General features: G+C 64.7%; 20 protein-coding genes. 7 read left to right on the top strand and 13 right to left on the bottom strand.

Annotation, left to right across the window (positions count from 1 at the left end; all coding sequences use genetic code 11):
* Positions 1-11 precede the first annotated feature (11 nt).
* Positions 12-1,499 (bottom strand): S41 family peptidase, encoded by a 1,488-nt coding sequence (locus NZK81_RS08420; RefSeq protein ID WP_260045669.1) that lies wholly within the window; start codon positions 1,497-1,499, stop codon positions 12-14.
* A gap of 82 nt (positions 1,500-1,581) precedes the next feature.
* Between NZK81_RS08420 and trmFO the strand changes: the two genes are divergently transcribed.
* Positions 1,582-2,931 carry a methylenetetrahydrofolate--tRNA-(uracil(54)-C(5))-methyltransferase (FADH(2)-oxidizing) TrmFO gene (trmFO, locus tag NZK81_RS08415; RefSeq protein WP_260045668.1) on the top strand — a complete coding sequence of 450 codons (1,350 nt, stop codon included), beginning with the start codon at positions 1,582-1,584 and terminating at the stop codon, positions 2,929-2,931.
* On the opposite strand, the gene NZK81_RS08410 is transcribed toward trmFO, so the two are convergent.
* The 10 genes from NZK81_RS08410 to NZK81_RS08365 all read right to left on the bottom strand — a co-directional run bounded on the left by NZK81_RS08410 (position 2,932) and on the right by NZK81_RS08365 (position 13,874).
* Positions 2,932-3,390: an EF-hand domain-containing protein gene (locus NZK81_RS08410; RefSeq protein WP_260045667.1), complete on the bottom strand. Its 459-nt coding sequence runs from the start codon at positions 3,388-3,390 to the stop codon at positions 2,932-2,934.
* 81 nt (positions 3,391-3,471) lie between these two features.
* Positions 3,472-4,176 (bottom strand): hypothetical protein, encoded by a 705-nt coding sequence (locus NZK81_RS08405; RefSeq protein WP_260045666.1) that lies wholly within the window; start codon positions 4,174-4,176, stop codon positions 3,472-3,474.
* 104 nt (positions 4,177-4,280) lie between these two features.
* Positions 4,281-5,648 (bottom strand): pyruvate dehydrogenase complex E1 component subunit beta, encoded by a 1,368-nt coding sequence (locus NZK81_RS08400; protein ID WP_260045665.1) that lies wholly within the window; start codon positions 5,646-5,648, stop codon positions 4,281-4,283.
* Positions 5,648-6,733: a pyruvate dehydrogenase (acetyl-transferring) E1 component subunit alpha gene (gene pdhA, locus NZK81_RS08395; RefSeq protein ID WP_260045664.1), complete on the bottom strand. Its 1,086-nt coding sequence runs from the start codon at positions 6,731-6,733 to the stop codon at positions 5,648-5,650. The genes NZK81_RS08400 and pdhA overlap by 1 nt, the downstream gene beginning before the upstream one ends.
* Before the next feature lie 135 nt (positions 6,734-6,868).
* A complete protein-coding gene (locus tag NZK81_RS08390; RefSeq protein ID WP_311202076.1) occupies positions 6,869-7,126 on the bottom strand; it encodes an FtsB family cell division protein in 258 nt (85 codons plus the stop codon).
* A gap of 209 nt (positions 7,127-7,335) precedes the next feature.
* Positions 7,336-8,826, bottom strand: a complete 1,491-nt coding sequence (locus NZK81_RS08385; protein ID WP_260045662.1) for an efflux transporter outer membrane subunit — start codon at positions 8,824-8,826, stop codon at positions 7,336-7,338.
* 33 nt (positions 8,827-8,859) lie between these two features.
* Positions 8,860-9,972 carry an ABC transporter permease gene (locus NZK81_RS08380; protein ID WP_260045661.1) on the bottom strand — a complete coding sequence of 371 codons (1,113 nt, stop codon included), beginning with the start codon at positions 9,970-9,972 and terminating at the stop codon, positions 8,860-8,862.
* 4 nt (positions 9,973-9,976) lie between these two features.
* The gene (locus NZK81_RS08375) at positions 9,977-11,107 is read right to left on the bottom strand and encodes an ABC transporter permease (RefSeq protein WP_260045660.1); all 1,131 of its coding nucleotides are present in this window, start codon (positions 11,105-11,107) and stop codon (positions 9,977-9,979) included.
* Complete coding sequence (locus NZK81_RS08370; RefSeq protein ID WP_260045659.1) at positions 11,104-12,876, bottom strand: ATP-binding cassette domain-containing protein; 1,773 nt, start codon at positions 12,874-12,876, stop codon at positions 11,104-11,106. Before NZK81_RS08370 ends, NZK81_RS08375 begins: the two co-directional genes overlap by 4 nt.
* The gene (locus tag NZK81_RS08365; RefSeq protein ID WP_260045658.1) at positions 12,873-13,874 is read right to left on the bottom strand and encodes an HlyD family secretion protein; all 1,002 of its coding nucleotides are present in this window, start codon (positions 13,872-13,874) and stop codon (positions 12,873-12,875) included. The genes NZK81_RS08370 and NZK81_RS08365 overlap by 4 nt, the downstream gene beginning before the upstream one ends.
* A gap of 132 nt (positions 13,875-14,006) precedes the next feature.
* Here NZK81_RS08365 and NZK81_RS08360 point away from each other — a divergent pair, with 132 nt between their 5' ends.
* The 6 genes from NZK81_RS08360 (at position 14,007) to NZK81_RS08335 (ending at position 20,694) form a co-directional block, all read left to right on the top strand.
* Positions 14,007-15,884 (top strand): ABC-F family ATP-binding cassette domain-containing protein, encoded by a 1,878-nt coding sequence (locus tag NZK81_RS08360; protein WP_260045657.1) that lies wholly within the window; start codon positions 14,007-14,009, stop codon positions 15,882-15,884.
* A gap of 50 nt (positions 15,885-15,934) precedes the next feature.
* Positions 15,935-16,681 (top strand): polysaccharide deacetylase family protein, encoded by a 747-nt coding sequence (locus tag NZK81_RS08355; RefSeq protein ID WP_260045656.1) that lies wholly within the window; start codon positions 15,935-15,937, stop codon positions 16,679-16,681.
* 167 nt (positions 16,682-16,848) lie between these two features.
* Positions 16,849-18,039 carry a glycosyltransferase gene (locus NZK81_RS08350; RefSeq protein ID WP_260045655.1) on the top strand — a complete coding sequence of 397 codons (1,191 nt, stop codon included), beginning with the start codon at positions 16,849-16,851 and terminating at the stop codon, positions 18,037-18,039.
* A 23-nt stretch (positions 18,040-18,062) separates the two neighbouring features.
* A complete protein-coding gene (locus tag NZK81_RS08345) occupies positions 18,063-19,007 on the top strand; it encodes a hypothetical protein (RefSeq protein ID WP_260045654.1) in 945 nt (314 codons plus the stop codon).
* Complete coding sequence (locus NZK81_RS08340) at positions 19,004-19,543, top strand: DUF2141 domain-containing protein (RefSeq protein ID WP_260045653.1); 540 nt, start codon at positions 19,004-19,006, stop codon at positions 19,541-19,543. The genes NZK81_RS08345 and NZK81_RS08340 overlap by 4 nt, the downstream gene beginning before the upstream one ends.
* A complete protein-coding gene (locus NZK81_RS08335) occupies positions 19,543-20,694 on the top strand; it encodes a glycosyltransferase (protein WP_260045652.1) in 1,152 nt (383 codons plus the stop codon). The genes NZK81_RS08340 and NZK81_RS08335 overlap by 1 nt, the downstream gene beginning before the upstream one ends.
* A gap of 46 nt (positions 20,695-20,740) precedes the next feature.
* Here the strand turns inward: NZK81_RS08335 and NZK81_RS08330 are convergent, their stop codons facing one another.
* Positions 20,741-20,881, bottom strand: a complete 141-nt coding sequence (locus NZK81_RS08330; protein WP_260045651.1) for a hypothetical protein — start codon at positions 20,879-20,881, stop codon at positions 20,741-20,743.
* A 407-nt stretch (positions 20,882-21,288) separates the two neighbouring features.
* Positions 21,289-22,692, bottom strand: a complete 1,404-nt coding sequence (locus NZK81_RS08325) for a M20/M25/M40 family metallo-hydrolase (protein WP_260045650.1) — start codon at positions 22,690-22,692, stop codon at positions 21,289-21,291.
* Positions 22,693-22,838 lie beyond the last annotated feature (146 nt).

The raw sequence follows: 22,838 nt of genomic DNA, 5'->3' as shown, positions 1-22,838 counted from the left end.
TCCCGCAAGGATCAGCGCTTGCCGATCGCTGCGTAGGCCTGCTCCAGCACCACATCGCGTGATTCGCCGATCGGCTGCGGCGCAAGCGCTATGTCCGGCTGAACGCCGTGGACCGTCTCGTCGCCATTGGGACGGACGATATAGCTCTTGGGATAGGCAACCTGCACCTTGCTGTGCGGCAGCGAGAAGTGCTCGACCGATCCATAGGTGGTTGCAAGGTCGGCGGTCGCCTCCCCCAGCGGCGTCGCGAAGCCGTAGTCCTTGAGAATGGCGGCCACGGAAACGGCGTTGCTGTAGCTCTGCCGGTCGATCAGCGCCCAGACCTTCCCGTCGAAACGACCTTCCTCGACAGGTTCAACGAAGGGCAGTTCGAAGTCGTAGCGAGTGCCGTTGGGAGTGGACGCCTCCTTTTCCACCATCGCCGCCAGCAACGTGCCCTGCTCATACGTCCCTTTTGCGTAACGCGCTTTCGTGGCGGCGCTGGCGCGAAGGCTGAAGCGCGAGGCAAACCGGAACGGGCGGTAGGCGAAGCGGGCGATCATGGGATCGGAAAAGCTGTTGTCGCCGCCGGGATTGCCGCGCAAGTCTATCAGGAGGTCCTTTACCCCGGCCGCCTCGAATGTCGCGAATGCCTTGTCGAGAAAGGCCACGAACGGCGCCGGTTCGTACCCTGCCGAATCCTCGGCCTTCTCGCCCGGAAGGTTGGAGAAGGGCCCCGGACGCAGATAGCCGATGCCGTCGTCGATACGGAATTCGCGGCTCCCGAAATCGGTAGCAAGCCTGGGCACTGGCCGACTTTTGCGCAGCGTCCCGATTTCGGAGAACGCGATTGCGCGAATCTCATGGGTGACCTCTTGCCCATCGGGACGGACCGCGCGCACCTCAAGGGACGTGTGACCGGGAAACAGCAGGGCAAGGTAGATCGGAAAACCCTTGACCAGTTGTGCGTGCAGCAGATCGTCCGTGTCCGCGGAAACGAAGTTCCGAAGTTGCGCGTCGATGCTTGCCATGTCCTGTCCATCAAACGCCAGCAATCGGGATCCGGGCGGGAGGGTGTCGGTTGCGTCGGGCCAGTTTGCGAGCACCGCCTTTCCATCGCGATAGACGACGTCCAGCGGGAAGACCGGCTCTCCTGCGCGCACGGCGTCCAGGGCATCGATCAACGGCGCCTCGGTATGCGCATGGGCGATACGCCCGAAGGCCAGCAGTTTCTGGAACAGGAGATGGGCCTGCGGCTTTTTCATCGGCCCTGTAATCTCATGGCGAAGCTGTTCGAAATGCTGCTCGTAGGCCACCTTCGTTACCCGGGCATAAGGATCGTACTGGGCCTCCCCCAACGTTCTGTAGAGCATGTCCAGATCTTCGCGCACGTCCCGAGCAGAATAGCTGTCAGGCGGCGTGGCCGGTTCCGGGTGCGATACTTGCGTTCCGGCACACGACGGCAACAGCAAGAGCAGCGCAGCCATGCCCACGGTTCGACGCTTGAGATGCCCGATCATGCCTTCCTCCCCGTCTTTCGCCGCCCTTCTTTGTCAACTTGGCCTCGACGGAACAAGTGACAAGCCGCTAAGGCGCCGCACCATGACATACGACGTCCACATCATCGGCGGCGGGCTGGCCGGCAGCGAAGCCGCATGGCAGCTTGCGCGCCGGGGCTTCAAGGTGCGCCTCTCGGAAATGCGCGGCACCGGAGAGCGCAGCCCTGCCCACCAGACCGATGGCCTTGCTGAACTGGTCTGCTCGAATTCCTTCCGTTCCGACGATGACGAGAAGAACGCCGTCGGCCTGCTCCATCACGAAATGCGCCAGTGCGATTCGTTGATCATGGCGGCTGCCGCCAAGGCGCAGGTGCCCGCCGGATCGGCCCTCGCCGTAGACCGCGACGTGTTTTCCGCAGAGGTCGAGGCCCGACTCTCCGAGCTGCCCAACCTCACCATCGTGCGCGAGCGGATCGATACGCTGCCCGAGAGCGGCCTGACCATCGTCGCAACAGGCCCGCTCACGGCCGAGGCCTTGGCCGGATCGATCGGCCAGGCAACGGGTGCGGACAGCCTGGCGTTCTTCGATGCCATCGCGCCGATCGTCTATCGCGAGACGATCGACATGGACGTGTGCTGGATGGCCTCGCGCTGGGATAAAGGTGAGACCAAGGACTACATCAACTGCCCAATGAACAAGGAGCAGTACCTAGCCTTTCACCGGGGCCTGATCGAAGGCGAGAAGACCGCGTTCAAGGAGTGGGAAGCCAGCACGCCCTATTTCGACGGCTGCATGCCCATCGAGGTCATGGCCGAACGCGGCCTCGATACACTGCGCTTCGGGCCGATGAAGCCGGTCGGACTGGACAATCCGCACTGGGCGACGCCCGAACACCCCAACGGCCGCTGGCCCTATGCGGTGGTGCAGCTGCGACAGGACAACAAGCTCGGCACGCTGTGGAACATGGTCGGCTTCCAGACCAAGCTCAAGCACGCCGAGCAGGTCCGCCTGTTCCGCACCATTCCGGGGCTGGAAAAGGCTGAATTCGCCCGCCTCGGCGGCCTGCACCGCAACACGTTCCTCAACTCCCCGGTCCTGCTCGATCGCCAGATGCGTCTCAAGAGCGCGTCGCACGTGCGCTTCGCCGGCCAGATCACGGGCTGCGAGGGCTATGTCGAAAGCTCTGCGGTCGGCCTGATGACGGGCCTGATGACCGCCGCTGAACTCGCGGGCCGCGAATGGCAGGCGCCGCCCCGGACAACGGCCATGGGCGCCCTGCTCTCGCACATCACCGGCGATGCCGAGGCCGAAAGCTATCAGCCGATGAACGTGAACTTCGGCCTATTCCCGCCGCTGCACGACGTGAAGAAGAAGCAGCGCAAGGAAGCCTATACCGCGCGCGCGAAAGAGGACATCGTGCCGTGGATCAACGGGCTGGCACCCGCAGCCTGATCAGCAACTGCACCTGGGCTTCGGCCCGGTGCGCGGCGGAGCGGTGCGACCGAACTCCTCCGGCGTAAGCCAGTCGTCGTGATTGACGTCAGCATGCTCGAACTTGTCGACTGTCGTCACCGCCCATTCCTCGAACGTCAGGAGGTTGTTGCCGTCCTGGTCGAGCTTGCGGAAGGCCGCAGTGCGGGTGGAGAGCATCTCGTTCCGGGTAATCCTTCCGTCGCTATCCCGATCGTAGCGACCGAAGCGGCGCTGTTCGCGCGTGAGGTCGGTGGCTTCGGGGGGCGTCGGGCCAACCACGTCATCGATGGCGGCGCTCGGCAAATCCTCCGGATCAAAGGACGCAAGCCCGTCGGGCGGTGGCGCTCCCGCTTCCACCTGAGCCCGACCCTGGAGCCAGAATAGGGCAATTGCGAACAGCGCGAGAACGGCGAGGCCTCCGAGCAGGAAGCGATTCATACGGGTCCCCCTTGCGCGCACCAGAATAGGGCGCGCAGCGGGTAGCTGAAATTACATATCCTTCATCGGCATCCGGCCGTATCAGAAACCCAGCAGGCCGAGCCGCAAGGCCTTGAGCATGGCCGCGGGCGAAATGGCTGCGGCGTCAGCCCCCTTCTCCATCCGGCGGTGAGCCAGCCCGTGAAGCACCAGCAACGGTCGCAACTGGCGCGATACGCGCATGGAACCCGCGCCTCGGGCTGCTGCGAGCGACGCGGCTGTCGTGCGTTCCTGTTCGTTGGCAAGCCGCATGGAAAGGTCGGCAAGCCCCCATTGATGCCCCAGGCGATAGGCAGCCTCCGCCTCGCCTTTCCGGCCCAAGGCATGGGCCAGCGCGGCGAAGGCCTCCGCGCGTCCCTGCGCCATGACCTGAAGTGCGTCGGCCGACAGCGGCGCAGGTCCGGTCAGCGCTTCCCATCCGTCGACGAGCGCGGTCAGCGCCTTGTGCCGGCCGTTCCAGCTGCGCAAGGCAGCCAGAAGAGGTTCGCCTTCCGGCCATTCATCCTGATCGCGCCCAAGCGATTCTCGCCACCACGACAATCGCAGCTGCGCAAGCATGGGCTCGCGCGAGTGCCGCAGCAAACCGGCGAGCCGGGCATCGAGCGAAAGCAGCGCAAGCGTCGGCACGCGCGCGGGCCCAGGCGCATAGGCCAGCGCCAGTCGCGAAACGGCAGGCAGGACCTCGATCAGCCCCTCGAACTGCGAGGACGGCGACCGGGCGTCTGCGGATTGTCGGTTGTCAGGCACGCGGCTTTCCTAGGCGTGAATTCCCGGCAGGTACATGCCTGCCGGGACACGCGTCAGCTCCAGAGCCATGCCGGAAGGACCGACCCTTCCGGCAATTTCCGGGATCAGCGGTAGCAGACCTTCTTGACCGCTTCGATCACGCGCGCCGCATCGATCAGTGCAGCCTTTTCGAGATTGGCGGCATAAGGCAGCGGAACGTCCTCGTTGCATACGCGCACGACCGGGGCGTCGAGGTTGTCGAACCCCTCCTCCATGCAGATCGCGGAGATTTCCGACGCGATCGAGCAGATCGGAAAGCCCTCTTCCGCGACAACGAGGCGGTTGGTCTTGGCCAGGCTTTCGAGCACCGCCTGCTTGTCGAGCGGACGCAGCGTGCGCAGGTCCAGCACTTCGGCATCGATGCCCTCGCCCGCCAGCGTCTCCGCCGCTTCGAGCGCAATGCCGACGCCGATCGAGTAGGACACGATGGTCACGTCCTTGCCCTCGCGCATCACGCGCGCCTTGCCGATCGGCAGGATATGGTCATCCAGCTCGGGTAGTTCGAAGCTACGGCCATAGACCAGCTCGTTCTCGAGGAAGACCACCGGGTCCTCGCAGCGGATCGCCGCCTTGAGCAGGCCCTTGGCATCCGACGCGTCGTAAGGCGCGATCACCACCAGCCCCGGCACATGGGCGTACCACGGACCGTAGTTTTGCGAGTGCTGCGCGCCTACGCGCGAGGCCGCGCCGTTGGGGCCGCGGAACACGACCGGACAGCGCATCTGGCCGCCCGACATGTAGTTGGTCTTGGCCGCCGAGTTGATGATGTGGTCGATCGCCTGCATGGCGAAGTTGAACGTCATGAACTCGACGATCGGGCGCAGGCCGCCCATGGCGGCGCCGGTACCAATGCCGGCAAAGCCGTATTCGGTGATCGGCGTGTCGATCACGCGCTTGTCGCCGAACTCCTCGAGCAGGCCTTGCGTGACCTTATAGGCGCCCTGGTACTGAGCCACTTCCTCGCCCATCACGAAGACGCGTTCATCGCGGCGCATTTCCTCGGCCATGGCATCGCGCAAGGCCTCGCGCACGGTCGAGGTCTTCATGTTGGTGCCGTGGGGAATTTCGGGATCCTTGCGGGCCAGCGCCGGAGCAGGCGCTTCCGCCCTGGCAGCAGGCTTTGCAGCGGAGGCAGGAGCCGGAGCCGCCTCGGCCTTCGGCGCGGGAGCGGCGACGCTGGAAGCATCCTCGCCCTCGCCGGCCAGAACGGCAATGACCGTGCCGACCTTCACACCTTCGGTGCCTTCGGGCACGACGATCTTGCCGACAGTGCCTTCATCGACGGCTTCGAATTCCATCGTCGCCTTGTCGGTCTCGATCTCGGCCAGGATGTCGCCGGAGGAAACCTCGTCGCCTTCCTTAACCAGCCACTTGGCAAGCTTGCCCTCTTCCATCGTCGGCGAGAGCGCGGGCATCTTGAGTTCGATCGCCATCAGTAACGCTCCACCAGTACGTCGGTATAGAGCTCGGCCATTTCGGGCTCGGGCGAGCTTTCAGCGAAGTCCGCCGCTTCGGCGACCTGCGCGCGCACGCGCTTGTCCACGTCCTTGAGGCTCGCCTCGCTCACGCCCATTTCCATCAGTTCCGTCTTCGCATGTTCAATCGGATCGCGCTTCTCGCGCACGCCCTGCACTTCCTCGCGGCTGCGGTACTTGGCCGGGTCCGACATCGAGTGGCCGCGATAACGATAGGTGCTGAGTTCCATGAGCACGGGACCGTTGCCGGCGCGCACATGGTCGATGGCGATCTGCCCGGCCTTGTGCACTTCGAGCACGTCCATGCCGTCGACCTGCATGCCGGGAATGCGGAACGCGGTACCGCGACGATAGAAATGCGTTTCCGCCGAACCGCGCGTCACGGCCGTGCCCATCGCGTACTGGTTGTTCTCCACCACGAACACGATCGGCAGCTTCCACAGCGCGGCCATGTTGAAGGCTTCGTAGACCTGACCCTGGTTAGCCGCGCCGTCACCGAAGTAGGCAAGCGTCACGCCGCCGTCCTCGTTGTACTTGTGCGCGAAAGCCAGCCCCGCGCCGAGCGGAACCTGTGCTCCGACGATGCCGTGGCCGCCGTAGAACTTGTGGTCGACGCTGAACATGTGCATCGAGCCGCCCTTGCCCTTCGAGATACCCGAATGGCGGCCGGTCAGCTCGGCCATGATGACCTTGGGATCGATGCCGTAAGCCAGCATGTGGCCGTGGTCGCGATAGCCGGTGATGACGGAATCGACACCGCCCTTCAGCGCCGACTGCAAACCCACCGCGACGGCTTCCTGCCCGATGTAGAGGTGACAAAAACCGCCGATCAGCCCCAGGCCGTAAAGCTGGCCCGCCTTTTCCTCAAAGCGTCGGATAAGCAGCATCTGCTCGTAGAAATGCAGAAGCTCCTCCTTGCTGGCCTTGTAGCGGCGATCCGCCGCATGGGCCTGCTGGAGGCTGCGCAGGGCGAAATCTTCGTCCTCTGCAGGAGTAGCGGCAGCGTTTGCGCCGCTCTTTGCGTCACTTTGGGCTTTGGGCAACGGGTGCTCCCCATCGTTGGTGCGATCGTTTCAAGCGCGATATAGCAACGCACGAGGAAAGAGAAAGCTGCGTGCAGGAAAATTACGCACCGCACACAAAAAATATTATGCCCCCGCAACGCCGACGCGCCTACCTCAGGGCAGCAGCATCACCATTTCATCAGACCGCGCGACATTGAGGTTGCTGCGCAGCAACTCGCCCGCCAGATCCGGATCAGCCTTGCGCGGATCGAGCAATTCGACGCGGTTCCTGAGATGGTTGCGCTCGCCCTGGAGTTCGACAAGCTTGGCCCGGCGCTGTTCCAGCAGGTGCTGGTTTTCGCCCCATGCGATCAGACCGCTGGGACCAGCAACGACATAGAGCGCCATCAGCAGCAGTACAGCAAGCGCCATACCCTGAACGAGTCGTTCCTTAGCGATGCCGGGCTCTTGCCGCATGGTCCTCATGAACTCGATAGAATCACAAGTGATTCGGCGATGCAAGCCTATTTTCTAACGCCCTGCTCCACCCGAAACCATGGGCACACCCCTCGGTCCGGCGCGCCAATGGCACGAATAGTGTTGATAACCCTGAACGGCACGACCGAAGTCCTGCTCCCGGCCTAGCGCGCCTCTTCGTCCTGCGGAGCGTTTCCGATCGCCTTGTTGAGCGCGACAAAGCGCATCCGCAAACGCCCCTCGTTATCGGCCAGATCACGCATGGCCTGCAGGTGCGCACGTTTCGCGTCGATGACCGGAAGGTAGTTGAGCGCGCCTGCCTTATAGCGCGCCTCGACGAGTTCCAGCGCGCTGGCGGTGTTTTGCACTCTCGCCGTCAGCCGCTGGTTCTGCTGCCGTTCGGAGGTGTAGCCGCTCAGGGCGTCGTCGATTTCCTGCCATGCCTTGAGCACGGTCTGCTGGTACCCGACGGCAGCCTCGCGGGCCTGCAGCTTGCGCAGCTTCACGACGGTACGGCGACGCCCACCGTCGAACAGCGGCAGGTCGAGGCTGGGACCGATCGACCATGACCGGCTGGCCCAGTCGAACAGGTTGTCGCGCTGGTAGGATTCCAGATTGAACCCGCCGCCCAGACGAATACTGGGATAGAGGTCCGCAGTGGCGATCCCGATCCCTGCCGTCGCGGCGTGCAACTGCGCCAGAGACGCGCGCACGTCGGGGCGGCCGAGCGCGACACGGGAAGGCATGCCAAGCGACAGATCGGGCAACCCGGAATGGACCGTAGCGCCGCCTGCGCGCAATTCGTCATTCAGCTCACCCGGGTGCTTGCCGAGCAGCACGGCGATCCGGTTGATCTGGAGCGCCTCGCCGGCCTTGAGCGCGGGCAGTGCGCCACGCATGGCATTGAGCGTGGCGCTTTCGCGTTCGAGGTCGACATGATTGTCCAGACCGCCGTCCACGCGCGCGGTCACGAGCCTGACACGGTCCTGCAGCAGGGCGATGTCGTCCTGCGAGATCGCGATCTGGTGCTGCGTCGTGCGCAGGTCGAAGTAGGCGCGCGCGACCTCGCTGGCAACGCTGAGGCGTGTCAGGTCGAGCAGTGCCTGCTGCTGTGTTGCCCCTGCTCCGGCCTGCTCGATCGTGCGGCGCACCTTGCCCCACAGATCCAGTTCCCATCCCGCATCGAAACCGCCGCGATAAAGCGTGTAGGGCTGGGCCAGGAACTTGGCGAGCGCATCGCGATCGGAACCGATAGCATCGAACAACCGGGTAGAAGCGCCATATTCGCTCAGTCGGTTGCGGGCCACGCCCGCCGAAACATTGACCTGCGGCAGGCCGGCAGCGCCCGCCCCCTCCAGCTGAACGCGCGCCTGGGCATAATGCAGCGCGGCCGTTTCGATGTCGGGGCTGGCGGCGAGCGCGTCCTTTTCGAGCCGGTCGAGCACGGGGTCGCCGAAAAGCGTCCACCAGTCCTGCGGCATCGCGCCGTCGGTCGCTGCCTCGGACACCAGCGAGGGATCCGCGCTGCGCCAGCTGGTCCAGTCGTCGGGGGCCGCCGGTTGCGGAGCGACGAAGTCGGGACCGACCGTGCACCCCGTCAGAGGAACAAGGGCGAAACCGAAGGCAATGGTCGCAATGGTGCGCACGGACGTCATGACATGGTATCCATTTTCATCGGGCCACCCTCATCATGCCAGCCGATTGCGGAACAGCCATGCGGCAAGCGGCATCGTGACGCTCGCCACCACGAGGAGCGGCAGGAAATCATGCGCGATGTCGCCCAGCCCCGCGCCCTCGAGATAGATCCGGCGCACGAGGTCGACACCGAAGCGCAGCGGGTTTGCATAAGTCGCGATCTGAAGAACCTCGGGCATGTTGCGCACCGGCGTTATCAGCCCGGATAGCAAGGCCAGCGGCAGGATGATGAAGAACGTGTAGAGCATCGCCTGCTGCATGTTCAACGCCAGCGCCGAAATCGACATCCCGATCCCCACCGATGCGCTGGTGAAGCCCAGGAGCCCGAGATAGAGCAGCCACACCGAACCTTCCATCGGGATATGGAACCAGAACCGCGTAATCATCAGGATTATCGTCGATTGCGTCAGCCCGACCAGCACGGACGGCACTGCTTTGCCGACAAGGATCTGCAGCGGCGTCAGGGGCGTGACCAACAACTGGTCGAACGTGCCCTGCTCCCGCTCCCTCGCGACCGAAAGCGCCGCAAGCAGAAGCGTCTGCAGCATGCTGAGCGTCGCGATCATGGCCGGCAGGATCTGCCAGCGGGAATCGAGATTGGGATTGAACCAGGCGCGGCGTTCCACCACGACCGGTGCGGCCGCACCGCGCTCCCTGTTGTAGGCCGCGATCACGGTGTTGACATAACCCGCCGCTGCGCCCGCCGTCGTCGAATTGCGGCCATCGAAAATGACCTGCACTTTCGCTTCCCGACCGGCGGAAAGGTCCGACGCGAAATCGGCCGGGAAACTCACCGCCATCAGGGCCCTCCCGTCCCTGATGACTGGCGCGATCTGCTGCGATGTCGTGAGAGTCGCCTCTCTCTCGAAAATCCCCGTGCCATCGAGCCGCGCGAGAAATTCGGTCGAGGCGGCACTGTGGCTCTGGTCGAACACGGCATAAGGCACGTGCTTGAGATCGAACGTCGCGGCATAACCGAAAAGCAGCGACTGGACCAAGGCAGGGCCGATCAGGATCACCCTGTTCGCAGGGTCCTTGAGCAGCGCAATGACCTCCTTGCGGCACAGCGAGAAGATCTTGGCCAGAGTATCGATGATAGCTTCCATCGGCCTAGTCCAACCGCTTGCGTATGGTCCGCCAGGTCAGCATGAGCAGCACCAGCGAATAGCCGAACATGATCGCGCAGCTTTGCAGCACCATCGGCCAATTGGTTCCGGCGAGGAACAGCGTCTTGATCACGCCCATGAAATGCGTGGCCGGCACGATCTGGCTGGCAACCCATACGGCCAGCGGCACGTTGCGCAGATCGAACACGAAGCCCGACAACATCAGTGCCGGCATGAAACTGGTCAGCAAGGCCATCTGGCTCGCCGCAAACTGGTTGCGCGTGACCCCGGAGATGAACAGGCCCATCAGCAGCGACACGACGAGATAGGCAATCGACGTCACCAGAATCGCCAGCAAGGAGCCGCGGATCGGCACCTGGAACAGGATACGGGCGGTCAGGACGCACACCGCGAGGTCTATCAGCCCCACCACCAGATAGGGCGCCAGCTTCGCGAGTATCAGTTCGAGCGGGCGCACCGGCGTGACGAACAGCGCCTCCAGCGTCCCGCGTTCCCATTCGCGCGCGATCAGCATCGAGGTAAGGAAGGCTCCGACCAGTGTCATAATCAGGACCACGAGGCCGGGAACCAGATACCAGGTGCTGATCCCTGCTTCGTTGAACCACGTGCGCTGCACCAGCGTGACGCTACCGGGGCCGGCAGCGCCATCTGTTCCCCGGTCGAGGCGGCGAAGCATAACCGTGCCGATCGCCCCATTGATATAGGCCTGAAGCGTGGTCGAAGTCGTCGAATCCACGCCATTGAGAATGAGCTGGACCTTCGCCTCACCGCGCATCTGGCTTCGCGCGAAATCGACAGGCACCCGCACGATTGCATCGACCCGGCCCGCACGAAGCAAGGCCTCGGCCTGTTTCATGGATTCGGTCCGTACCGGCACGAGGTATCGCGAACCTTCGATCCCCGAGACCACCTCGCGCGCTACGGACGAATTGTCCTCCAGAACCAGCGCGATCGGCGCATTCTTGACGTCGAACGACAGGCCGTAGCCGAACAGCAGGATCAGCACGACCGGCAGGAAGAAACCAACCATCAGGTTGCTGCGGTCGCGCAGCATCTGGCGGTTCTCCTTGCGGATCAGGGCGATCAGGCGCGTCAGGAACGGCGAAAGGGTCACGCGGCTTCCTGCCCCTCACGCTCCGCCGCGCGGGCCTGTTCAACGATGGCGATGAAGGCCTCGTTCATGTGCCCGGCCCTGAGGCCCGAACGCTCGCGCACTTCGCGCGGCGTGCCCAGCGCCAGCAGGTGCCCGGCATCCTGGATCGCAATGCGATCGCAGTATTCCGCTTCCTCCATGAAGTGCGTCGTCACCACGATGGTGACCCCCGACTGAGAAAGCGACGTGATGGTCCGCCAGAAAGCGCGGCGAGCGAGCGGGTCGATGCCGCTGGTGGGCTCGTCCAGAAACAGGATTTCGGGTTCGTGCAGCAGTCCCGCCGCCATGGCCAGACGCTGCTTGTACCCCAAGGGCAGGTTGCCGCTCTGTGCATCGGGATCGAGATCGAACTGGCGAATGATCTCGCGAACACGATCACGCCTGCGGCTGCCGCGCAGACCGTAGGCACCGCCGAAGAAGTCCAGGTTCTCGTAGACGCTGATGTTCGAATAGAGCGAGAATTTTTGCGCAACATAGCCGATGCGTGCACGGGCCGCCGCTCGCGCCTTGCGCAAGTTGACGCCGGCGACCTGCAGTTCGCCGCTGGTCGCGGGCAGCAGTCCGCACAGCATGCGGAACGTCGTGGTCTTGCCCGCTCCATTGGGGCCCAGCAGCCCGAATATCTCGCCCCGCCGGACATCGAAGCTGGTATTCGCGACAGCCGTGAAATCACCGAACCGACGCACCAGATCGCGCACCAGGATCACCGGCCCGTTACCGTTCCCGTTCGATGGCGGTGCCACCGTTCCGGCGGCCAGCGGTGTGATCGCACTGCCCTGCACCGCCTCGTCGTGCTGGCGGAGCAGCAGCATGAAGGCGTCCTCAAGCTCTTCCTCGCGCGGCTCGGGGGCACAATCGTGCAGCAATTGCGCGAAGCCGGCTTCATCGCAGTCGGGCCGGCGGATGAAACGCACCTGTCCGCCGCTCGGGACCGCATCGACGACAAGGTCGGGCGCATCGATCAGCCGCGCCTGAAGATCGCGCGCGGGAACCCCGGCGTCAGGCGTCACCACGTAGGTCAGCCCCTGCGCCCGTTTCGTGAGTTCGGCCGGCGTGCCTTCAGCCAGCTTCATCCCGCGGTTGAGCACGAAGACCTGATCGCAGCGTTCCGCCTCGTCCATGTAGGCGGTGCTCACGATGACGCTGAGCCCCTCCTCCTCGATCAGTTGCTCGATGATCTGCCACAAGTCCCGCCGCGAGAGCGGATCGACGCCCACGCTGGGCTCGTCGAGCAGGAGAAGATCGGGAACGCGCACCAATGTGCAGGCAAGCCCGAGCTTCTGCTTCATCCCGCCCGACAGCTTGCCAGCGGGTCTCGTGGTGAAGCCGGCAAGATCGGTCATCGCCAGAAGGCGCGCAAAGCGCTCTTTCCGCACGTCGAGCGGCACGCCGTGCAGGTCGGCATAGAGATCGAGGTTTTCCTGGATCGACAGGTCCTCGTATAGGCCGAAGCGCTGGGGCATGTAGCTGATGCGGTTCTGCACCGATTGCGGATCGGTCCTGAGGTCCGTGTCCAGAACGCGCAAGGTACCCGTATCGGGCCGCAGCAGTCCCGCCATCATGCGCATGAGCGTGGTCTTACCCGCGCCGTCGGGCCCCACGAAAGCCGTCAGCGTGCCCGGCCGGATGGAAAGGGTAATATCATCGATCGCCGCGAACGGTTTGCCATCGGGGCCGTCGAACTTCTTGCTCAAGCCTTCGATGACAACGCTTGGCGGCGTGTCGGTCACTGCGCGGCCCCAAGCTTCAGCGTCACCGTGACCGGCTGGCCGAGCCGCAGCAGCCCTGTCTTGTCGTCCACCAGTACCCTGACTTCGTAGACGAGAGCGGTGCGCAGGTCCTCGGTCTCGACCGACTTCGGCGTGAATTCGGCAACGGAGGAGATATACCCGACCTTGCCCGGCACCGGCTTGTCGGGTGCACTGTCGGTCATCACCTGGGCATCCATGCCCGGCTTCACTCGCCCCAGGTCCGCCTCGTTCACATAGACGCGAATCCACTTGGGGCTTGTCAGCGCCAGCTCGTAGACCGGCCGCTGCGGGGATGCCATGTCGCCCACTTCCAGCAAACGCGAACGCACGACGGCGTCCTCGGGCGCGCGCAGTTCACCCTGGGCAATGCGATGGCGAATCAGCGCCACGGCCGCTTCGGAACCCTTGAGCTGGGCCTGCGCTGCCGCCACGTCTTCCGCGCGTGGCCCCTTCAAGGCGAGGGTCAGGGCCTCCTGCGCCTGCCGGGCCTGTGCTTTCGAGGCCTTGGCAATGCTCGCCGCACGGTCGATTTCCTGGCCGCTTACACCACGTCCGTCGGTCGCAGCCGCGACGTTCTTCATGCGGGTCAGATCCGCCGCCGCGCGCACCGCGTCGGCCTGGGCCGCGGCAAGGCTGTCGCGAGCCTGCTGGATTTCCTCGGGACGCGAGCCGTTCTGCATTCGCAGCACGGTCTGCCGATCCGCTGCCACCCGGGCCACGGCCTGATCGGCTTCGAGGGCAAGCGTCTGCGTGTCGAGTACGGCCAGCAGATCCCCGGCCTTGATACGATCACCTTCCTCGACCTTGAGCGCCTCGACGCGCCCACTGCCTTCGAACGCCAGCGAGACCTGCCGCACGTCGACATTGCCATGGAGGACGATGGCATTGGCGTCCTTGCCATTCTGCGACAGCCACCAGATCAGAACTGCGGCAACGAGCAGCGCCAGCGCGGCGGCACCGATCACGGATTTCTTCATCGGGACTCCCTGGCCAGGCTTCAGCAACACCTTAGCGCATCTGCTTACACCATCATGTCACTGCATTGCAGCAGATCAAAGTCAAGCGCATCACGGTTTTGCTTTTGCCCGTGTCCTGCTAGGCGCGCCAAGATGCTGACGATCCGAGATATCACCGTGCGCCTCGGTGGCCGCACTATTCTAGACGGCGCAAGTGCCACACTGCCGCAGTGCGGCAAGATCGGTTTGATCGGACGCAACGGCGCTGGGAAGTCGACGCTGGTCAAGACGATCATCGGCGAACTCGAGCCTGATGGCGGCGCGATCGCCATGCCGCGCCGGGCGCGCTTGGGCTATATCGCGCAGGAAGCGCCAAGCGGCACGCGTACGCCGTTCGAGGCCGTTCTGGAAGCGGATAGCGAGCGTACGGAACTGCTGGCCGAATCCGAAACCTGCACCGACCCCGACCGGCTGGGCGACGTGCACGAACGCCTGCTCGCCATCGACGCCTATGCCGCCCCTGCCCGCGCCGCGCGCATTCTCGTCGGCCTTGGCTTCGACGAGGACATGCAGGCGCGCCCGCTGGACAGCTTTTCAGGCGGGTGGAAAATGCGCGTGGCACTGGCGGCGTTGCTGTTTTCAGCCCCCGACGTGCTGCTGCTCGACGAGCCTTCCAACCACCTCGACCTGGAAGCGACGCTATGGCTGGAAAGCTTCCTGCAGAGCTATCCGGGAACACTGCTCGTCATCAGCCACGAGCGTGACCTGCTCAACACCGTGGTCGACCACATCCTGCACCTGCAGCACGGCAGGCTGACGCTCTATCCCGGGACCTACGACAGTTTCGAGCGTCTGCGGGCCGAACGCGCCGCACAGGCTGCCGCAGCACGCGCCAATCAGGAAGCGCAGCGCAAGAAGCTTGCGGACTACGTGGCGCGCAATTCGGCCCGCGCCTCGACGGCCAAGCAGGCACAGTCGCGCGCCAAGATGCTCGCAAAGATGCAGCCGATCGCGACGATGGTCGATGATCCGTCCATGAGCTTCGACTTCCCGAGCCCCGACGAACTGCGCCCGCCGCTGGTCACGATGGACCTTGCCGCCGTGGGCTACGCGCCCGGCGAGCCGGTGCTGCGCCGGCTCAACCTGCGCATCGATCCCGAGGACCGTCTGGCACTGCTCGGCCGCAACGGCAACGGCAAGACCACGCTGGCGCGCCTGCTGGCCCGTCAGCTCGAACCGATGGAAGGCTCGCTCAGTTACTCGCCCAAGATCCGCATCGGCTATTTCACGCAATATCAGGTAGAGGAACTGCCCGCGGATTCGACGCCGCTGGAACTGATGACCCGCGCGATGGCGGACAAGCCGCCGCTGGCGGTGCGCGGCCAGCTCGGCCGCTTCGGCTTCTCGGGAGACCGGGCCACCGCCGAGACCCGGACGCTCTCGGGCGGCGAACGTGCTCGGCTCGCCCTCGCCCTCGTGACACGCGACGCGCCGCACCTGCTCATCCTCGACGAGCCGACCAACCACCTCGACGTCGACGCCCGCGAAGCGCTGGTGCAGGCGCTCAACGCATTCGAGGGCGCGGTTATCCTGATCAGTCACGACCGGCACATGGTGGAACTGGCGGCCGACCGGCTCGTGCTCGTCGATCAGGGCACGGCGAGGAACTACGACGGATCGATGGAAGACTACATCGACTTCGTGCTCGGCCGAAACCAGCCCAAGAGCGAAGCGAAGCCAGCCACGGCCGAGGACAAACCCGCCCGCAAGGCCAGCACGATCTCCCACAACGAACTCAAGGCGCTGCGCCGCAAGGTCACCGAGGCGGAAACACGGATGTCCAGGCTGCAGCGACAGCTTGAAGCGCTCGATGCGGCGCTGGTCGATCCGGCCTCGGCGGCAGGCGAACTCAAGGGGCTCGCTATCGGTGAACTCGGCAAGCGGCACACTCGTGTCGCGGCCGAACTGGAAGAAGCCGAAATGGTCTGGCTCGAAGCGAGCGAGGCGATGGAAGCGGTGATGGGCAACTGATGACACGGCCTTGTCGCGGCGTCGTCATGGATTGAAACTACAGCCGAACCATGTCCCAGTCTCGCGACGAAAAACGCCTTCTTGCCTCGATCCACGATGTCGGGCCCGGCTCCGAACGGCAGGTCGAACAGCTCCATGCCCTGCTGTCGCGGCGGCTCGGCGGGCCGCGTTTCGCCATGCTGGTGGTGCCTGACCACTGGGGAAACCATCCGTTGAGCGCGGACCGGCCGTTCCAGTCGAAACTGCGTGCATGGTCCAATGCCGGCATCGAAATGTTCGTCCACGGATGGTTCCACCGCGATGCCGCTGAACACAGCGGGGCGGCGCGCTTCAAGGCGCAGCACATGACCGCCGGCGAAGGCGAATTTCTCGGCCTGGATCACGCCACCGCGCTCCGGCGCATGCGCGACGGCAAGGCGTTGATCGAAGACGTGATCGGACGGGAGACCGCAGGCTTCATCGCGCCCGCCTGGCTTTACGGCGACGGTGCGCGAACAGCCTTGCGGGAGGCCGGCTTTGCGCTGGCCGAAGACCACTGGCGCGTCTGGAATGCACAATCGGATGCCGTACTGGCGAAGGGGCCGGTCATCACCTGGGCGAGCCGATCACGCATGCGCACGGCATCTTCGCTGGCTTTCGCGGCGCTGGCACGGCAGGCCTTGCCGCTCACGGCCACCGTCCGAATCGCCGTCCACCCCGGCGATGTCACAAAGGATGCACTCCTCGCCAGCATCGATTCGACGCTGAAGCGCTTTGCCAGAACGCACCGCCCCTCGGCCTACGCCGATATTCAATGACTTAACGCCACTATGGCGTTTTGGAGACGGAACCACGTCGACCCGATGACGGGACGTGCAAGCGTCACAAACTCGAAATCGTCCGGCCATAGAGGCCACCACAACTTCTTTTTGGGGAGACCCTCCGCGAACTGCGGATGGCAGGTTGCGGCGGCGTCTGATCGGATATGCAAGGACCACTCAGGATCACAATTCCGATCCACAGCCTCGATCCGGGCGGAGTAGAACGCGTTGCGCTTGGTCTTGCGGTGGAATGGCAACGGGCCGGACACGACGTAACGGTCGTGCTCGGACGATCGGGCAGTCCCAACCTGTGCACGGCTCCGCCTCTCGACTACTGGCGCATTCCCACGCGGTTTCCCACCGCATCCTGGGAAACGCCGTGGATGGTGCATTGCCTGTTCACCTACCTGCTCACGCACCGCAGCGACGTGCTCTTCTGTCCCGGAAACACGTATGCGGTGGTCGCCGCGGCCATGAAGGTCCTGCTCGGTGAACATGCCCCGCCGATGGTGCTCAAGGTCAGTAATGCCCTGAACCGTCCTGACATGTCCCCGATCATGCGGCGCGGCTATGCCAGCTGGCTGCGCGTCCAGGGCAAAGTGTTCGATCGGCTCGTCAGCCTCTCGGAACCGATGCAGCGCGAGATCTGCGAGGCCACGCGCGTATCGGGCGACCAGGTACCGGTGATCGCCAATCCCGTCATTACCCGCAAGCGGCTGCAACACCTTGCCAAGATCGAACGGACCTCGGGTTCGGTCTGGAATACCGATTATCTCGCGGCGGGACGTCTGGTGCCACAGAAGAACTTTTCGCTCATGCTGCGCGCCTTCGCCCGGGCTGCGCGTCCGCACGACACGCTGACGATCGCGGGTGACGGCCCTGAACGCGGTGCGCTGGAACAGCTTGCCGGAAGTCTCGGCATTGCCGAGCAGGTGCACTTCTCCGGCCATCTCGCGAGCATCGACCCGTTGCTGGCCGAAGCCGATGCATTCGTACTCAGCTCGGACTACGAGGGCTTGCCCGGGGTCGTCGTCGAGGCGCTCGCGGCAGGCCTTCCGGTGCTCGCCACCGACTGCTGCGTGAGCATGCCCTGCCTCCTCGATCAGGGCCGCACGGGCCTTCTGGTACGCCGCGACGACGAGAACGCGTTCGCGGAGGGGCTCGTGCGCATCCGCCAGTTCAAGACCGATCCCAAACGGGCGCGCACCATCGCCGCGACTTACGAAGTCGAAGGCGCCGCGCGCCGCTACCTCGACATGATGACAGAACTCAGCCGCAGCCACCGCCGCGAAACCGAGCGTCGACGCGATCTCAGCCTCCTGTCGCCGCACACCACCCGTCAACGTTTGCACTGAGCTGCGAAGCCCCGGAGAAATTCGTGTCCGATCCATCTGCCGCACTGGCCCCCAACATGCCGAACCTCGACGCCCCGCCGGCGATCGAGCTGACGCCGCAGGATCGCAACGCCCATCCCGGCCGCAAAGCGATCTTTTCGGTCCTTCTCTCGATCGGCGTGATTGTCGCCGTCATCCACGAGATGGACGGCCTGAACGTGACCAGCCTGCTGGCGATGGTCCCCAGGAGCGCAGCATTCTGGCTGTTCTTCGCCGCCTCCTACCTGATCACGCCCGCCAGCGAATGGCTGATCTTCCATCGCCTGTGGCGCATCCCGCCGGCCGGGTTCGTCGCCCTGCTGCGCAAGAAGGTCTACAACGAGCTGCTGCTCGGCTACCTTGGCGAAGCCTATTTCTACACCTGGGCCCGCCGGCGGGTAGCGCTCGAAGCGGCGCCTTTCGGCGCGGTGAAGGACGTGGCAATCCTGTCCGCCATAACCGGCAATGCCGTTACCATCGCGCTGCTGGTGATCATGCTGCCGATGCTGGGCGACACCGGGCTCGGCATCGACACGCGCATGTTCGCCCTCTCCCTCGGCGTCATCCTGGCGATCTCGATGGCAGCGATGATCTTCCGCAAGCGGGTATTCACGCTGACACGCAGCGACCTGATGATGATCACCAGGACGCACCTGGCGCGCATCGTCCTTTCGACCGTTCTTCTCGCGGTCGTCTGGCACCTCGTGCTCCCCGCCGTCCCGCTGACCTGGTGGCTGTATCTCTCGACGCTACGCCTGCTCGTCTCGCGCCTGCCGCTGATGCCCAACAAGGACCTGCTCTTCGCCGGCATTGCCGTGATGATGCTCGGCCACGAACGCGACATCGGCGCGCTCATGACCCTGATGGCGGGACTGATCCTTGCCACGCACCTCGTGCTGGGCAGCGTGATCGCCATCAACGACCTGACCAACCCCGAGAAGCGGGCATGAGCACGGTGACGCTAGCACCTTTCGCAACCGCGGCCCTGCCGCTGCTGGCGGCAGCAACGATCCCGTCCACGCCCGACCTCGGCAAGGCCGAGGGGCAATGCCGTCCGGGCGAAAAGGGGCCCGCCTTCCTCGTCGATGTCGAAGGTCTCAAGGACCGTACGGGCAACCTCAAGCTCGAGGTCTATCCGGACAACAACAAGGATTTCCTCGAGGACGACAACATCCTCATCAGCGCGGGCAAGACGTTTCGCCGCGTCGAGGTACCGGTCCCCGCCACGGGCACGCCGGAACTGTGCATCCGCCTGCCCGCACCGGGAACCTACGCCGTCAGCCTGCTCCACGATCGCAATGAAGACCGCAAGTTCAACTGGACGCGCGACGGAATCGGCTTTGCCGGCAATCCCCGCTTGGGCTGGGGCAAGCCAAAGGCAAGCAAGGCGAGCGCCGTCGCGGGCAACGGACTTACGCGGATAACCATCGTGCTCAATTACCAGCACGGTCTCGGCGTTGCGCCGCTTCACGACAGGACCAAGTGATGAAGATTGTCGATGTCTGCGCATTCTATTCGCCCCGCGGCGGCGGCGTGCGCACATATGTCGAGCAGAAGCTCCGGATCGGCCCGCAACTCGGTCACGAGATCGTGATCGTCGCCCCCGGCGACGAGGATGCCGTGGTCGAGCGTGGCCCCGGCGCACGCATCGTCTTCATCCGCAGCCCCCGCTTTCCGCTCGATCGCAAGTACTGGTACTTCAACGAGGCCGAACGCCTACATGCCGTGCTCGATGCCGAGGCGCCCGACTTCGTGGAGGCAACCTCACCCTGGCGCAGCGCCAGTCTGGTCGCCGAATGGCCCGGCGCCGCACCGCGCAGCCTGGTGATGCATGCCGATCCCCTGTCGGCCTATGCCTACCGCTGGTTCGGCCCGATCTTCTCGCGCGAGACGATCGACCGGCAGTTCTCGATGTACTGGGAGCACCTGCGCAACAATAGCCGCCGCTTCAATCACGTCGTGTGCGCCAACGGCGATCTCTCACGTCGCCTGCGCGAGGGTGGCGTCGCCAATACCGTAACGATCCCGATGGGGGTCGAACCGGGATGCTTCTCGCCCAGCCTGCGCGACCCGGCCCTGCGCGCGCGCCTGCTCGACGCCTGCGAGCTTGCCGAGAGCGCTACCCTCCTGCTCGCCATTGGCCGCCTCGCGCCGGAAAAGCGCTGGCCGATGGTGGTCGATGCCGTGAACGCGGCGAGCCGTGAAATGCCGATCGGTCTCGTCATGCTCGGCGAAGGGCGCGAGCAGCGCACCATCCTGCGCCACATCGCGGGCAACCCGCATATCCGCCTTCTCGCGCCCGAACGCGATCGCCGCGTTTTCGCGCGAATCCTCGCCAGTGCCGATGCGCTCCTCCACGGGTGCGAGGCAGAGACGTTCTGCATGGTCGCGGCAGAAGCCCGGGCGAGCGGAATACCGGTGATCGTGCCCGATGCGGGCGGCGCCGTGGATCACGCCCAGGGCGGCGCGGGTCGAACCTATGCCGCCTGCGATCCTGCAGCAGCCGCCAACGCGGTTCTCGACGTTGCGGTCACCCGCCCGCGCCCGCAGGCCGGAGCACGCACCATGAACGAGCATTTCGAGGATCTCTTCGCGGCCTATGCGGCCACGACGGCAACATCGCGTCAGGCAGCCTGAGGCGACACGCCCCGAACGACTCGCCTTGCAAGTGGTGAAATGAGCGTCAGCGCCATTCCGACCAGAGCGGCCGGGCTGCGGGATTCTGCGCGCTGGACTTCACGGGAAGCTGGTCGAACCGGGGCTCGAAACCGAGAAGAACGTACATGTCCCGCTCAAGGTAGGGCGCGGCGTCGCCCGCGCTCATGTCAACTCTCGCACACTCGCCGAGACCAGGCAAAGTGGTCCGGAACAGCCCCTTGCGCATGACAGAAACACCCCCCGGATAACCTACCGAACCTCAAGGCCCGGCTACTGGTGCCGACGATGGCGATCAAGCCGGGCGGGAAGCTGTCATAAACCCGTCAAATCAGCAAGCCCCGATCGGCAGCCACAGTCCCGCAAGAATACTGCGTCGGTTTGTCCTAGCCTGCCGTGTCGCCCAGCCGGCCCTTCCCGCCCTAAGCACGCCCGGGAGAAAGCGGCACTTCGCCTACAGGAGAGGAGAACAGATGCCCATCGCCAGCCCGTTTCCGCCAGACTGGCGGCTGAGCATGAAGGGCCGCAAGGCGCGCCTGAGCTGCCAGCCCTGGCGCGCCCTCGGAAGCATGCCGTCTACTTGCCCGCGAGATCGCGGTAGAGGCTCAGGTAATAGACGATCCCGGGCCGGATATTGACCAGCGGTTCGCGCTCGTTGAGGCCATGGGCGAACTCGTCCGATTCCTTGAGCATCGTCGCGCTCGCGCCGTAGCTGGGCACGCCCAGCGCGCGGTACCACATCGAATCCGACGCGCCGGAAGACTGCATGGGAATGATCGGCACCGGGCCCCAGGCCGCGGTCACCGCCTTGCGCACGGCCTTCACGAACTCGGGGTCCATCGGCGAGGCCGGCGCCATCACCGAATCGTCACCGGTTACGTCGCTGAACGTCGCTGCGGGTTCCGCCGCCACCTTTTCCAGTTCGGCCATGATCTCGGTGCGCGAATGGCCCGGGAAAATGCGACAGTTGATATTGGCCGTCACATTCTGCGGCAGAGCATTCTGGGCATGTCCGCCGGAGATCAACGTCGGCACGCAGGTGGTGCCGATACGTCCGACCATGGATGGATTCGCACGCAGCACCCTGAGCGCCGCAGCATCGTCGGGATCGGCCACGAAGGCCTTCATCGCGGCGGCCAGTTCGGCATCGGGTTCAAGCTTCGACGCCTCTATCCAGTACTCGCGCGTGATGTCGTTGAGTTCCGGCTTGAAGTTGTAGTGCCCGATCCGGTCGAGCACTTGCGACATCTGGACGATGGCATTGTCCGGGCGCGGCATGGAGCTGTGGCCGCCCGGGTTGGTGATCTCGATCTTGTAGTCGATGTAGGTCTTTTCGCCGCCCTGCCAGCTCCAGTAGAGCGGCTTGCCGGTTTCCTCGGACAGCGTGCCCGAAGCGCCATCGACATTGAGCACGATGCGCGCATCGCGCAGCCGCTCTGCGATCAGCTTCGAGGTGTCCATCGTCGTTTCCTCGTCGCCGGAAAGGGCAATCACGAGGCTACGCTTCGGCTGGAAGCCCTGCCGGCGCAGTTCGATCATCGCCTCCATCGCGAGGACTGCGTCGAACTTGGTATCGCTCGCGCCGCGACCGTAGAGATAGCCGTTCTCGACCACGGGCGTGAAGGGATCCCGCTCCCAGTCCTCGGGCTTGGCCTCGACCACGTCCATGTGCGCGGAGACCACGACAGGTCCGAGCGAAGGATCGCTGCCGCGCCATGTGGCGATGAGGTAGGCCGTGTCCTCATGCGGCACGATCTCGATGTCCTTCGGGTCCCACCCGCCCTCGATCAGCGCATCGCGGAACAGCTCCGCCACCTTGGGCGTCTCGTTCCCCTCGCCTCGCACGGACCGCAAGGCAATGGCTTGCCTGGACAGTTCGAGCGTCGCCTTCTCGGCCTCGGGATAAGTCTTTGCCTGGACTGCGGCGGAAGCCAGCAGAGCCGCACCAAGTGTGATCGGGAAAAGCGTTCGAGACCGCATCGCGTACTTCCATTGTCGGGGGAGGATTGGGAGAGAAAGCGCCGCCGAACCCGCTGGGCATCCCGCGAATCCGAAAGCTCCCGCACTTTGCCTCCGCGCTCCGGCAACGGCAAGAACCGCCCGCAAACTGCCTCGGCAAAACGCCG

It is taken from the genome of Novosphingobium mangrovisedimenti, from assembly GCF_025153475.1.
Classification (GTDB): Bacteria; Pseudomonadota; Alphaproteobacteria; order Sphingomonadales; family Sphingomonadaceae; genus Novosphingobium; species Novosphingobium mangrovi_A.
Note: the sequence above shows the minus strand (reverse complement) of the source record. Positions and strands in the feature narration are given on the sequence as shown.